Source organism: Bradyrhizobium barranii subsp. barranii (genome assembly GCF_017565645.3).
In the GTDB taxonomy this organism is placed as follows: Bacteria; Pseudomonadota; Alphaproteobacteria; order Rhizobiales; family Xanthobacteraceae; genus Bradyrhizobium; species Bradyrhizobium barranii.
Genome location: NZ_CP086136.1, coordinates 2,331,309 through 2,344,344, shown reverse-complemented (window position 1 = coordinate 2,344,344; position 13,036 = coordinate 2,331,309). Strand labels below are relative to the sequence as shown.

The window sequence follows — 13,036 nt, the reverse complement described above, 5'->3', positions numbered from 1 at the left end:
TGATCCCCAGTGCCGTTACGCCGCTGCCCGGCTCAGCTCGGAGGCGCCGGCGGCGCCCGCGGTCTGTTCCTTCAGCGCCGCGATCAGACCGGGACGGTCGAACTTGGCAACATAGTCGTGGAAGCCGGCCTGACGGCCGCGCTCGATCGCCGCCGGCGACACCAGCGCGGACAGGCCGATGATCGGCATCGCGCCCAGATTGGTGTCGGAGCGGATCACTTCGGCGAACTCGAACCCGTTCATGTCGGGCATCTCGATGTCGGTCAGGACCACGTCGAAGCTCTGCGCACGCAGTGCAGCCAGGCCCTCCTGCGCGGTCGGCGCGGTGCGGACGCGGTAGCCGGCCGCCTTCAGCACCGGGGCCAGCATGTTACGGAAGAAGGCCGAGTCGTCGACCAGCAGCACCGACTGCGAGTGCTGCGACGGCTTCATCTCCTTGCGGGTGAACCAGTCGGCGAACGCCATGGGGAGGAAGTGGCCGACGTCGATCACCTCGGTGGCCTGGCCCTTGATCACGGCCGAGCCGAGAATGCCGGAGGCGGAGCCGCCGACCTCGATGTTGAGCCGTTCCTCGACGATGTCGATGATCTCGTCGACGACGAGGCCCATGGAGCGGCCGTCGTCCGCAAACACCAGGATCGGCTGGGCGCCCTGGCTCGCAATGGTGACGCTCTCCATGGCGACGAGCGGCATCAGCTGCTCGCGGTACTGCACCATGTAGCGGCCGTTGCTGAACTCGATCTTGTCGGCCGGCAGCTCTTCCAGGCGGGTAACGAGCCCGAGCGGGACCGCCTTGGGCTGGCTGGAGCCAGCGCGGAACACGAGGAGCGAGGTGGTCTGCTCGCCACTTCCGATGTGATGCGCGCCATTCTCGTCGCCCATGTCATGGGCCGAGGAGCCGGCGGCGCCGAGCGCCTTGGCAATGCCGTTGGGATCGATGATCATGATGACAGCGCCATCGCCCAGAATGGTGTTGCCGGAGAACATGTCGATGTGACGGAGCTTCGTCGACATCGGCTTGACCACGATCTCTTCGGTGTGGAACACGCCGTCGACGACGATGCCAAAGGTCTGGCTGCCGACCTGGGTCACCACGATAAAACCGTTCTCGGGATCGGAGGCGGCGCCGTCGTCGATCTTGAGCAGCTTCTTGAGGTGGATCAGCGGCAAGAGCTTGTTGCGCAACCTGAGGACAGCGGTGTCCTTGATGCGCTCGATGCGGTGCTCGGAGTTGGCGCGGGCACGGACGAGCTCGACCACCGAGAGCTGCGGGATCGCGAAGCGGTCGCCGGCGGCCTCGACGATCAGCGCCGAGACGATGGCCAAGGTCAGCGGGATCTTGATGGTGACGGAGGAACCCTCGCCGGCCACCGACTTGATGTCGATGGTGCCGCCGATCTGGTCGATATTGGTGCGCACCACGTCCATGCCGACGCCGCGGCCCGAGACCGAGGTGATGGCCGCCGCGGTCGAGAAGCCGGGCGCGAAGATGAACTTGTGGATCTGGGCTTCGCTCATCTTCTCGAGCTCGGCCTCGGTGACGAGACCGGAGGAGATCGCCTTGGCCTTGATCCTCTCGGTGTTGAGGCCTCGGCCGTTGTCGGCGATGCAGATGATGATGTGGCCGCCCTCGTGATAGGCGGACAGGCGGATGGTGCCCTGCTCGCCCTTACCGGACGCGAGCCGCTCGGCGGGGGTCTCCAGGCCGTGGTCGGCGGAGTTGCGCACCATGTGGGTGAGCGGGTCCTTGATCAAATCGAGCACCTGGCGGTCGAGCTCTGTGTCGGCGCCGTGCATCTCCAGCTCGATCTGCTTGCCGAGTTCGCTCGAGAGGTCCCGGACGATGCGGGGCAGCTTCTGCCAGGCATTGCCGATCGGCTGCATGCGCGTCTTCATGACGCCTTCCTGCAGCTCGGCGGTGACGTTGGAGAGGCGCTGCAACGGCACCTTGAACTCGGTGTCCTCGTTGCGGCGGGAGATCTCCAGCAGCTGGTTGCGGGTCAGGACCAGCTCGGAGACCATGGTCATCAGATGCTCCAGCGTATCCACGTTGACGCGGATCGACTGGTTGGCGATGCGGTCGCCCTCGGCGGCGCCCTCGTCGGCCATCGACTTCTTCGGCGCGACCTTTTCCTTGGCGGGCTTCGCAGCTTCCTTGGCGGCGGGCGCCGGAGCTTCAGCAGCCGGCGCGGGCTCGGCCTTGACGACGGGGGCCGGCGCTTCGATCGCGGTCTCGCGGAAGGCGCGCTCGAGCTCGTCGAGCGAGACTTCGCCCGGACGCAGCGGGCGCTCCAGGGTCTGGTCGATCAGCGAGCCCTGCGTCATCTCTTTGGCAGGCACGGCTTTGGCTTCGGCCGGCGCTTCCGGTACCAGCGGCGGCGCTTCAGCGACAGGAGCAGCGGCCCCTGCGGCCATAGCCGCCATGCCCTGCTCGACCATCGCTTCCAGCTTGTCGATGAGATCGCGGTCGGTGCCCTCGGGCTCGGCTTCGGTCGCCTCCAGCCCGGCGAGGATCTCCTTGATGCGGTCGATCGAGGACAGGATCACCGTCACGGCCTGCCCCGTCACCGGCATGCCGTCGCGGAATTTGCCCATCAGCGTCTCGCCGGCATGTGCCAGCGCTTCAAGCCGCGGCAGTCCGAGGAAGCCGCAAGTGCCCTTGATGGTGTGGACCAGGCGGAAGATGTTATCCAGGATCTTGGCGTTGTTCGGCTCCTGCTCGAACTTCACCAACTGATTGTCGACGGTGTCCAGGCTCTCGCTGGTCTCCGTCAAAAACTCCCGCAACAGATCATCCATGAAAACAGGCCTTCATACAGGGAGGGCGCGCACGACTTGTGATGCGCCATTTCGGAATGGGGCCAGCTTCACCGCAAAGCGTTTAATAATGGTTGAGTATGTACAAAAGAACGGAACCAACAAAGAGATAAGGCGCTCCGGACAAGCCGAAGCGCCTCGTAAAGATTCGATTAACGTTTGAGGGCGGCGGCGCGCCTACGACGCGGTAATGGTGATCGCTTCGCCCTCGTGCGCGAGCCTCACGGTGAGCCCGCAAGCCTCCGCCAACAGCCGCGTATAATAAGGCTGGATCGCGTGCGCATCCGCAGCCGGGCCGCGCTCCCCGCTCAGGAGCTCGGAGATGTTCTGCGGCAGGCGCGCATTATGACCGGTCGCGGTGACGCGGAAGCTCATGGTCTCGCCGTCACCGATCGGATCGATCGTCAGCATGCCGCCGCGCGGGATCGTGTGCTGGGAAACAACCAGCATATTGAGCAGCAGCTTGACGCGATTCTTCGGCAGCAAGAGCCGCGGCAGATTCCAGGTGATCGAGCACTTGCCGTCCTCGATATGGCCGCGCGCCATGGTCTGGGCGTCGCCGAGATCGATCTGCGCGCCGGACGAGCCGGCCGCGCCGAAGGCCAGGCGACAGAACTGGAGGCGGGCGGAGGCGGTTTTCGCGCTCTTGCGGATCAAATCGAGCGCGAACTCGCGATCCTCGGGCTTGGGATCGTCGTCGAGCACTTCGAGCCCATTGACGATGGCGCCGACAGGGCTGATGAGATCGTGGCAGACCCGCGAGCACAGGAGCGCGGCGAGTTCGAGCGCATCTGGAGCGGTAGCGGTACCGGGTGACGAAGCGTCAGACATAAAGGGTTCCTGGAATTGCACGGCGCGGACGCGGCGAATCACGCATGCTTGACGAATGCCGCAGGTTCTAACATTCGCAAGCCCGTGGCAGCTAGCTTGCGATCGGTTCGAAGCGGCCCTAAAGCCGCGGCGAATCAGTCGAGTAGGGATGGAATTGCCGATGAATGAGGCATGCAGGTGAAGCGGATCATCGACGGCCCGGCCGCCTCCCACCTGATGGAGCCGCTCACCGCGCTGGTGGTGAAGGCGGGCGAAGCGATTCTCGCGGTCAACCGCGCGGCGATGCGGGTCGACGGCAAGCAGGACGGCTCGCCGGTCACCGAGGCCGATCTCGCCGCCGACCGCATCATCGCTGACGGCCTGGCGCAGCTCGCGGCCGACGTGCCGACGTTGTCGGAAGAGCGGACCCAGCTCGCCTCGCCGCCATTCCGCGACAGTTTCTTCCTGATCGACCCGCTCGACGGCACCAAGGAGTTCGTCGCCGGCCGCGACGAGTTCACCGTCAACCTCGCCCTCGTGACCGAAGGCGTGCCGCTGCTGGGCATCGTAGCCGCGCCCGCGCTCGGCCTGCTCTGGCGCGGCATCGTCGGCCGCGGCGCCGAGCGCGTCAGGTTCGACGGCGTGAACATCGGTGCTGCCGAACCGGTCCGCACCCGCACGCTGCCGACGCAGGGCGAGCCCTGGATCGCGGCGGTGAGCCGTTCCCATGGCGACCTCAGGAGCGAAGCGTTCATCGATGGCCGGCCCAATGCGGTCAGGAAGACGGTCGGCTCGGCGGTGAAATTCGGCCGGATCGCGGAGGGCAGCGCCGACATCTATCCCCGCTTCGGACCCACTTGCGAATGGGATGTCGGGGCGGGCTGCGCGGTCGTGACGGCGGCCGGCGGCAAGGTCACCGACGGCAAGGGTGGCGAGCTCCGATTCGGCCAGCGCGGCGACACCGGCTTCATTATCCCAGAGTTCATCGCTTGGGGCGATCCGCGGGCGGCAGGCTGCTACTGACTGAGCTGTTATTGACTAAGCTGTTCCTGGAGCGCCGGCCAGCGCTTGCGTACCTCATAGAGGAAGCGCTCCGGGTCGGCGGCGAAGGCATCGCGGTTGGCCTCCCGGCTGAACAGATAGAGCCGCTGCGCCGAAATCACGTAGAAGCGGGGATTGGCGGCGACGGCGACGCCGCGGGCGATGTCGGCCGGATCGTACCCGCCGAACTGCGGTCCATAGATCTCGGGATGGGCCAGGAAGGACGCCCGGTTGCCCTCGTTGCGGAAACGCCAGACCGCGCCCCAGAGGTTCGCCTCGAACTCGGCCGTCCCCTGCACGGCCGCGCCATCGACGAAATAGGATACGGGGTCGAACCCCTCGATCGCCACGCCGCTGAAGCGGTTGACGACGATCCGCTCGGTGGTGGCAGCCTCGGCCGGCAAACCTGCGCAAGCGATCCAAATGCCGGCCAGCAGGCAGACCAGAAAGCGGATCAAGGCGATTCCGGGGCGCAAAGGGCTATCTTCCTGCCGTTGTGCCGTCATAGTTGCTGCGGATAACATCCGAGTCGAGGGGACATCCGGCGCAACCTAGAGCCGTGCCTGTTGGCGTCAGGTTAAGGAAGCGGCGGGATTCGATACCAGGGGTTCTTTTATGACTTTCGCATCACGCCTTGCTGCGGTCGCGCTTGCCGCGCTGGTCGGCTGGATCGTCCCGGCCTCCGCCCAGCAGCCGCCGCCGCCCAATTTGCCGCCGCCGCAGCGGAGCCCGTCACCCAGCACCTATGGGCCTGACGAACTCGTAACCGCCGGCCACCGCTTCTTCGGCAACGTCTCGCGCGGGCTCGCCTCGATCATCGAGAAGGCCGTCAGCCAGTGGGGCCTGCCCAACGGCTATATCCTGGGTGAGGAAGGGTCCGGCGCCTTCGTTGCCGGCCTGCGCTACGGCGAAGGCACGCTCTACACCAAGAACGCCGGCGACCTGCGCGTCTATTGGCAAGGCCCCTCGCTCGGCTTCGACTGGGGCGGCGACGGCGCGCGCACCATGACGCTGGTCTATAACCTGCCCGCCACCAACGCGATCTACCAGCGCTTCGCCGGCATCGACGGCTCGGCCTATATCATCGGCGGCTTCGGCATGACGGCGCTCACCGCCAACAACATCGTGCTGGTGCCGATCCGCTCGGGCCTCGGGCTACGGCTGGGCGCCAATATCGGCTATTTGAAATTCACCCCGCGCGCGACCTGGAACCCGTTCTAGGGCTCCCTCCTCCGGTCCGATTCCGGATTCACGTTAACAACAGGGCGGGGCTGGCTTTTTGCCGGCCCGCCATGCATTGTCTTTGGTAAATTTTTCCTTGCTTTCGGAGTTCTGGCCCCATGGTCGAACCGATCATGTACCTGGCGATCGGCTTCCTGCTCTCGATGCTGTGCGGGCTTGCCATCGTGCCGCTGGTGCATAACCGCGCGGTCCGCCTGACCACGCGCCGGCTCGAGGCCGCCACCCCCCTCTCGATGGCCGAGATCCAGGCCGACAAGGACCAGCTCCGCGCCGAATTCGCCATGTCGGCGCGGCGGCTCGAGATGAGTGTCGACCAGCTCAAGAACAAGACCACGAGCCAGCTCGCCGAGCTCGGCAAGAAGAGCGACGCCATCAACCGCATGAAGATCGAGCTCGGCGAGAAGAACGCCACGATCTTCGCGCTGGAGGCACGCGAGAAGGCGGTGAAGGAGCAGCTCCGCGCCACCGAAGAGGAATTCAGCGCCAAGACCGAGGCCCTGCGCGCCGCCGAGAACGCGCTGACCGACAAGCAGGGCGAACTCGCAAAAATCAACTCCGAGCTGTCCGACCGCTCGATGATGGCGGAGAGCCGGCAGGTCGAGCTGGTCGCGGTGCGCGCGCAGATCGAGAACTTGAAAAATCGCGTCGGCGACGCCGAGAAGGAATTTGCCGCCACGCAGGCGCGGCTGACGCAGGAACGGACCGAATCCGAGACCGCCTCCCGCGAGCTCGGCGATGCGCGCGGCCGTGTCGAGAATCTGAGCCAGCGCGTCACCGAGCTCGATCGCCAGCTGATCGTGCAGGTCAAGGAGGCCGAGATGCTGTCGGGCCGCGTCGCCGATCTCGAAGGCCGCCTCGCCACGCAGGGCAAGCTGCTCGCCGAGCGCGACTACGAGAACAACCAGCTCCGCCAGGCCAATGAGGGTAATGATCGTACCATCAAGGAGCTGCGCGTCGAGATCGCCGGCTTGAGCGGCGGCAAATCGTCGGCGGCGTTCGAATCGCTCCGCGCGGAAAAGACCGCGCTGGAGGAGCAGCTGCGCACCGCGCGCGACGAGCGCGCCAAGCTCCAGCGCGACATCAACGCGATCCAACAGCAGGCGGAGAGTTCCTGGGCGACCGAGCGCATGGAGAATGCGCTGCTGCGCGAACGCATCAACGACATCGCGGCCGAGGTCGCCAAGCTCGCGATGCAGCTCGAAGGCCCGAACTCGCCGATCGAGGCGCTGCTGGCGGCCGAGGCCGGCCAGCCCCCGAAACCGGCGCCCCGCCCGGCCAATGACGCCGCCGGCAATGGCGCGGCCGCAATCACCCTGCCCGAAGGCGGCGGAACGCTCGCCGAGCGCATCCGCGCGCTCCAGGCCCACGCCTCCCGCGCCCGCCAGCAGGGCGCATAAGCGGCCCAAACCACGGATTCGCCTGCGATTGCGTGATTGGCGGAAGGTTTTCCGGCCTCGAGGCGCCTGGAAACTTGACACCTTTGGCCCGCACTTCTAAATCGCGGGCTCCGATGTGCCGGCCGGCCGAAAGTCCGGCCGTCGGCATGATGGTCCCGGGCGCATAGCTCAGCGGGAGAGCGTTCCCTTCACACGGGAGAGGTCCAAGGTTCGATCCCTTGTGCGCCCACCATCCATCCTCCTGAACCCTGACGGTTGCCGACGATCGCCCAAGCCTCGCGGCTGTCGGGGACCGTCCGAACCAAAATGTCGAAAACAACCCCATGCACAGTAGCCGGCGTCAGTCGGATCAATGGGTTACGCCTTTTCCGAAATTCGATTGACGCGTCGGGCAAAACACCGGCATGATGGCATCATCCAAGGAGAGGCCCGCACCCCCCCCCTGCGACTAGCCCGCCTTGACACGCGAGAGGCCCATGGTTCGACCCATGTGCGCCCACCATTGATCCTAGATTTCAAGAGTCGCTGAAAGCTCCCTTGCGAGGCGTGCGAACGTCCGCTTTGCCAAAAGCGGTCATTCACCCGAGGTCGGCTTTTGACCCAAAGCGGACATGCCGACCTCGGTCATCGCAGTAAGCTGGGTTGGAGCTATCCTATTCACAGAACCTCGAGGACTATCATCTTTCGGTGGTCTTTGCGGGACAGGTGACTGGGACGTACATCGATATCGGCGCAGGGGCATCCGGTAGCTGAGCTGTGCTTCGGAAGCTGGTAGCGGCGCAACCGCGCTTCAGACCCGTCCGTTGACCGGCAGCAGCGCGCCGGTAACGGCGCTGGCGGCGTCACTCGCCAGGAAGAGGATGACATCGGCGAGTTCCTTTGGCGCGACCCATTCGGAAGAATCGGCCTTCGGCATGCTGGCGCGGTTTGCCGCGGTATCGATGATCGAGGGCAGCACCGCATTGACGGTGATCTTGCCTTTCAACTCGGCAGCTAGTGACTCCGTCAGCTTATGCACGCCGGCCTTCGACGCCGCATAAGGACCCATGCCGGGGCCGGCCTGCAGTGCGCCCGTCGCACCGATATTGACGATGCGGGCCGCCCGCGAGTTGAGAAGATGCGGGATCGCTGCGCGCGAAGCATTCAGCGCGGTCTCGACATTGAGAGCATGCATGCGCTGCCAAACCTTGGGATCGCCGTCGGCAATGGTCTCGAAGGCAAATCCGCCAGCAATATTGATTAGCGCGTCGATCGCGCCAAAATGCGCGGCTGCGGCATCGATCGCCTCTTTCGCCTGTGCCGCATCAGTCAGGTCGATGCGGCCGAATTCGATCCGCTGGGCTGTTGCGGCGAACTGCGACTCAGCATGATCGATACCGGCGACTCGCGCGCCGCGCGAAAGGGCTTCCTCGGCGACCACCTTGCCAAGCGCGCCCAGCGCGCCGGTGATGATAAAGACGTTACCCTTCATGGCGGTCTCCGTGCGAATGAGAATGAATCGACGCCGCAGTCACTATAGTCAGCAGAGCTTCAAAATGTGCGCCGCCCTGGCTGAGATCGACCGCGACGATACCGGGATAAAATGCCGACGACGCCCGGCATCCGCCCAGGCTTGCGGCGCGTATCATTGGCGCCGATCTGCCACAGTCACGCATCACGTCTTCCACTTGATCATCGTCCGCAGGATGCTCATTGGGCGGCCGGCGTAGGGCGGCTGAAATAGCATTTGGATCGGCGAGAGAGGACCTTGATAGAAGACCGGGCGCAATTTTGAAAAGGTGTTGAACCCCTCGCGCGCGTGGTAATGGCCCATACCGCTCGCACCGATCCCACCGAATGGCAGGTCGTGCTGGCCGACGTGCAGGAGAGCTTCATTGACCGATACGCCACCCGACATCACCCGCGAGATGTAGAAGTCGCGCAGCTCGGCATCGGAGGTGAATGGATAGATTGCCAACGGTCGGTCGTGACTATTGATATAGTCGGCGACCTCCTGCCGATCTGTATAGGTCTTGATCGGCAGGATCGGGCCAAAGATCTCGCGCTGCATGACAATCATGTCGTCCGTCGGATTTAGCACGAGATGCGGTGGAAATTTGCGCTGCTTCGTGTCCGGAATCTGCCGTTCCGCAAGATTGACCAGGACTGCACCCTTTGTACGGGCATCATCCAGGGTCGCCTGCAGCCGCGTGAACGACGGTTCATCGATGATCGACGTGTAGTCTTGACCGTTGATGTCCGGGAAGCGCTCGGCAAACAGCTTGCGGCAATGATGGACGAACTCGTCCTCACCCCCTTTGGGCAGAAACATGTAGTCGACATTCGTACAGATCTGACCGGCATTGAACATCTTCACCCAGAGAATGCGCTCTGCCGCTGTCTTGACCGGGAAGTCAGGCCCAACAATTGCAGGTGCCTTGCCGCCCAATTCAAGCGTGACAGGGGTGAGGTTGCGGGCCGCGTTTGCCATGACTGCGCGACCGGTCGCGCCGGATCCCGTGAACAGCAGATGGTCGAAGGGCAATGACGAGAATGCGGGTCCTCGTCCGCCGCCATCCTCGAAAAAGGCAAGCTTCTCGAGCGGGAAATACTTCGGCGAGACACGGATCAGGACCTCGGCGAGCGCTCTTGAATTTTCCGACATCTTGACCATCGCACGATTGCCGGCGGCCAGAATTGCGGCGAGCGGGCAGAAGCTGAGGTTAAGCGGGAAATTCCAGGGAACGATGACCCCGACGACGCCGAGCGGCTGTGGGATGACGCGGTTGCGCGCGAGCGGGTAGGTCATGAAGTCGACGTGCCTGCGCTGCGGTTTCATCCACTTTTTCAGGTTCTTTCTGGCGTCGGCGATTGTTTCCAGGACAACGAAATATTCGGCGAACAGGGTCTCGAATTCAGACCGGTTGCCGTAGTCGGCGTTGATCGCTGCGACCAGCTCGTCCTTGTTGTCCTTCAGGAGTTGCCCGAGGGCCTTCAGGTCAGCAATGCGCTGATCGTAGGATGGCTCGGGCGCCGCCAAATAGGCCGCCCGCTGCGCGGCGAAGCAGGACTGCAGTTCGGCGGGAATGTCGACGGAACGGAAATTGACAGGCACGTTCATGATGTTCGCTTTCTCTGGGTTTCGCGTGTCCTCCAGGTGGATAACCAGGGCACGCGCTGACCGTGACCGTGTCAACTCCAAGTCAGTGCATGCTTGCGCTCGCATGGACGGAGCCCGGCCTCTCATCCATGATCCGCTTGATGGCGCGAGCGCAGCAGCCGCACTGGGCGCAGCATCCGAGGCAAGCATACACCTCGCTCATGCGGGGCCGTCGCGCTTCTTTTATGACCACTGACCGCACCTGGTGGTCGCTGAACACATTGCAAGAACAGACGATCATCGCCTTCTCCTAACCAATACCAATGAGTCGGATGAAGACCGCCACAAGCGCGGTGCTCCAGCCGCAAGCACGATGGTTTCCGCTCGGCTCATCTCGGTGTGGCCAAGAGGCCGCTCGCGGACCAGATGGTTACCCATTCCAGCTCCTTCCGAGGCATCGCGAACGCTTGCTGCGGCGCCTCGACGCTACCCGCGTTCAGGTGGCCTTCTGCTTAGCTTCGGTCTGCAGGTCTGCTTCGGTGAAGCCACGGCCGCCGGGGCGGAGCGCCGAATGTTCGCGCTTTGAGTGGACGAGCGGGTAGAACATCTGCGTCGTCCAGCGCTCCGGGCCAAACAGGATGTCGTCCTGCAGGCCGACCTTGGCGGGATATTTGCGTGTGATATGCGCCGTGCCGAACAGCACGTCCCAGAAGAACAGCAGGTTGCCGAAGTTGCCCTTGTAGTGGCCAATGCCATCTTCGTTGGTGAGCGCATGGTGCGCCTGGTGCGTGGCCGGCGTGGAGATGGTGCGCTCCAGCACCCACATCAGCGGATGCAGCGCGCGGATGCGGTACAGCGGCGCATCCCACGCCCAAGCGCAGTGCGCGCCCAGGATGACCGCCAACTTGATCACCAGGTACGCCGCATAGACTGGGCCGAAACCCAGGTACACCGCCACGCCGCCGATCCACAGGCCCGGCATCATCAGGTAGTAAAAGAAGTTGTTGCGGTAGGTAATGCGCACGCTCATGTAGGCCGCGCTGTGATGCGCGCGGTGCAGCGGCCACAGCAAGGGCGTGTGCGAGGCGCGGTGCCAGAGGTACTGCGTGAGGTCATCGCCGATGAGCAGCAGTCCGGCCATCGCCCACCATGGCAGGTTGGCCCAGGCGTCGTGCTGCGTCGGCATGAGCCAGCTGCACAACGCGTTGCTGCCCAGCAGTGCGATAGGCTGGGTGATGGCGATCGGGCTGACGAACATCAGCACTTCAAGCGAGGCGTCGTTGGCTGTCGCGTTGCCGCGCACGGTGGCTTGATACCGCCGGGTGACGAACTCCATGGCGGCAAAGCCTAGGATGCAGGCGCCAATTAAGAGGTACTGCAATTGCGAGCTCATATGGGACGTCTCCTGCCGCTCTCATGTTTTAAATTGTGGAACGGTCTAAGGGGTGTCGCCATATTGCGTCCAATGCATAATACTCATCGTCTTGATGCATGGAGAGCAATGCCGTGAATCTGCGCCGCCTGAATCACGTTGTCGCCCTTGCCGACACTCTGCACTTCGCCCGCGCCGCCGCAGCCGCCCACCTGAGCCAGCCGGCCTTCAGCCGCAGCATCCAGGCCATCGAGAACGACCTGGGTATCCGCCTGTTCGACCGCGACGTTGGTGATGTCCGCCCTACCCGTGCCGGGGAATTCGTCATTGAGCGGGCGCGCAAGCTGCTGTTCGAGGCGCGTTGCCTGCAGCGCGACGTGGATCTTTACCGCGACAGCCAGCTCGGCGACACGGCCTTCGGCGTCGGGCCGCTGCTAACGGCCACCCTGATGCCACGCGCGCTTGTGGCGTTGCGCCGCCAGCACCCGCAGGTGGCGCTGCGCATGGAGGTCGGCAACTGGGTGCAGTTGCTGGAGAGCTTGCGTACCGAAAGCATCGAGTTCTTTGCCGCCGATGTCCGTGACATGCCTGGGGATGCCGCGCTGGACATCCAGTTGATCGGGGGGCAGCAGGCCGGCCTGTATGTGCGGGCAGGACATCCGCTGGCCGGGCGCGAGCACATGCTGCAGGACGTCTGGGCGTACGGTCTCGCCGCACCGAAGTTGCTGAGCCCCTCAAAGGTGGAGCTCGCCGCCCTGCTGGGCCTGCCTGCGGGCCAGGAGGCCGCCATTGCGCTCGAGTGCGACAACTACGGCCTGCTCAAGACGGTCGCGCTCACCACGGATACCGTTCTGGGTGCGACGAACGCGGCGGTACGGGGGGAGCTGGAATCCGGCGCGCTTGTCCGGCTTGTCGTACATGGCTGGCAGTCGCCGCCGTCAAGCACGGGCATCGTGTGTTTGCGAGGGAGAACCTCGTCGCCGGCAGCCAAGGCAACCGTAGCAGCGATTGTGCGGGCAGCGGCCGAGATCAACGTCTAGGCGCCTTGTCGCACTCGACGCATCGTCCGGTGCGGATGACGACTGTTTCGAAGTGATCGACCAGACGCCGGAGTCTGCTTGTGGCCCTTAGCCGACCTCGCTAATTTCCCAAATGTCCGCTTTGCCCTCGCAAGCAGAAATCAGGCAGCCGACCGACATGGGCCAGATTCGGACATCGCAGCACAATGCGCATCTTGATCAACTCGAACAGCCGCCGCAGCAGGTCGCGACGACCACG

At 64.3% G+C, this 13,036-nt stretch carries 10 protein-coding genes and 1 tRNA gene; 5 read left to right on the top strand and 6 right to left on the bottom strand.

Going from position 1 to position 13,036, the window contains the following annotated elements:
• Positions 1–15 precede the first annotated feature (15 nt).
• Together J4G43_RS11400 and chpT are read right to left on the bottom strand one after the other, a co-directional pair.
• On the bottom strand, positions 16–2,799 hold the full coding sequence (locus tag J4G43_RS11400; protein WP_208084846.1) for a hybrid sensor histidine kinase/response regulator: 2,784 nt from the start codon (positions 2,797–2,799) through the stop codon (positions 16–18).
• Positions 2,800–2,994: 195 nt separating this feature from the next.
• A complete protein-coding gene (gene chpT / locus J4G43_RS11395) occupies positions 2,995–3,648 on the bottom strand; it encodes a histidine phosphotransferase ChpT (protein WP_063985400.1) in 654 nt (217 codons plus the stop codon).
• 171 nt (positions 3,649–3,819) lie between these two features.
• Between chpT and J4G43_RS11390 the strand changes: the two genes are divergently transcribed.
• Positions 3,820–4,650 (top strand): 3'(2'),5'-bisphosphate nucleotidase CysQ family protein, encoded by an 831-nt coding sequence (locus J4G43_RS11390; protein WP_208084845.1) that lies wholly within the window; start codon positions 3,820–3,822, stop codon positions 4,648–4,650.
• 8 nt (positions 4,651–4,658) lie between these two features.
• On the opposite strand, the gene J4G43_RS11385 is transcribed toward J4G43_RS11390, so the two are convergent.
• Positions 4,659–5,144, bottom strand: a complete 486-nt coding sequence (locus tag J4G43_RS11385) for a YHS domain-containing (seleno)protein (protein ID WP_085398734.1) — start codon at positions 5,142–5,144, stop codon at positions 4,659–4,661.
• Between the two features lie 139 nt (positions 5,145–5,283).
• Between J4G43_RS11385 and J4G43_RS11380 the strand changes: the two genes are divergently transcribed.
• The 3 genes from J4G43_RS11380 to J4G43_RS11370 all read left to right on the top strand — a co-directional run bounded on the left by J4G43_RS11380 (position 5,284) and on the right by J4G43_RS11370 (position 7,539).
• Positions 5,284–5,889 (top strand): DUF1134 domain-containing protein, encoded by a 606-nt coding sequence (locus tag J4G43_RS11380; protein ID WP_028151234.1) that lies wholly within the window; start codon positions 5,284–5,286, stop codon positions 5,887–5,889.
• Between the two features lie 119 nt (positions 5,890–6,008).
• Positions 6,009–7,307 carry a coiled-coil domain-containing protein gene (locus J4G43_RS11375; protein WP_063985401.1) on the top strand — a complete coding sequence of 433 codons (1,299 nt, stop codon included), beginning with the start codon at positions 6,009–6,011 and terminating at the stop codon, positions 7,305–7,307.
• A gap of 157 nt (positions 7,308–7,464) precedes the next feature.
• Positions 7,465–7,539 (top strand) — tRNA-Val (locus tag J4G43_RS11370).
• Between the two features lie 558 nt (positions 7,540–8,097).
• Here J4G43_RS11370 and fabG read toward each other — a convergent pair.
• The 3 genes from fabG to J4G43_RS11350 all read right to left on the bottom strand — a co-directional run bounded on the left by fabG (position 8,098) and on the right by J4G43_RS11350 (position 11,779).
• Positions 8,098–8,778 carry a 3-oxoacyl-ACP reductase FabG gene (gene fabG, locus J4G43_RS11365; RefSeq protein WP_208084844.1) on the bottom strand — a complete coding sequence of 227 codons (681 nt, stop codon included), beginning with the start codon at positions 8,776–8,778 and terminating at the stop codon, positions 8,098–8,100.
• 183 nt (positions 8,779–8,961) lie between these two features.
• On the bottom strand, positions 8,962–10,488 hold the full coding sequence (locus J4G43_RS11360) for a coniferyl aldehyde dehydrogenase (RefSeq protein WP_225004798.1): 1,527 nt from the start codon (positions 10,486–10,488) through the stop codon (positions 8,962–8,964).
• 394 nt (positions 10,489–10,882) lie between these two features.
• Positions 10,883–11,779 (bottom strand): sterol desaturase family protein, encoded by an 897-nt coding sequence (locus J4G43_RS11350; RefSeq protein WP_208084843.1) that lies wholly within the window; start codon positions 11,777–11,779, stop codon positions 10,883–10,885.
• A gap of 113 nt (positions 11,780–11,892) precedes the next feature.
• Here J4G43_RS11350 and J4G43_RS11345 point away from each other — a divergent pair, with 113 nt between their 5' ends.
• Complete coding sequence (locus J4G43_RS11345) at positions 11,893–12,798, top strand: LysR family transcriptional regulator (RefSeq protein ID WP_071917142.1); 906 nt, start codon at positions 11,893–11,895, stop codon at positions 12,796–12,798.
• Positions 12,799–13,036 lie beyond the last annotated feature (238 nt).

Excerpts from the sequence above, each read along its gene's own strand:
- J4G43_RS11400 (WP_208084846.1), bottom strand. The coding sequence starts at position 2,799 with ATGGATGATCTGTTGCGGGAGTTTTTGACGGAGACCAGCGAGAGCCTG.
- chpT (WP_063985400.1), bottom strand. The coding sequence starts at position 3,648 with ATGTCTGACGCTTCGTCACCCGGTACCGCTACCGCTCCAGATGCGCTC.
- J4G43_RS11390 (WP_208084845.1), top strand. The coding sequence starts at position 3,820 with ATGCAGGTGAAGCGGATCATCGACGGCCCGGCCGCCTCCCACCTGATG.
- J4G43_RS11380 (WP_028151234.1), top strand. The coding sequence starts at position 5,284 with ATGACTTTCGCATCACGCCTTGCTGCGGTCGCGCTTGCCGCGCTGGTC.
- J4G43_RS11375 (WP_063985401.1), top strand. The coding sequence starts at position 6,009 with ATGGTCGAACCGATCATGTACCTGGCGATCGGCTTCCTGCTCTCGATG.
- fabG (WP_208084844.1), bottom strand. The coding sequence starts at position 8,778 with ATGAAGGGTAACGTCTTTATCATCACCGGCGCGCTGGGCGCGCTTGGC.
- J4G43_RS11350 (WP_208084843.1), bottom strand. The coding sequence starts at position 11,779 with ATGAGCTCGCAATTGCAGTACCTCTTAATTGGCGCCTGCATCCTAGGC.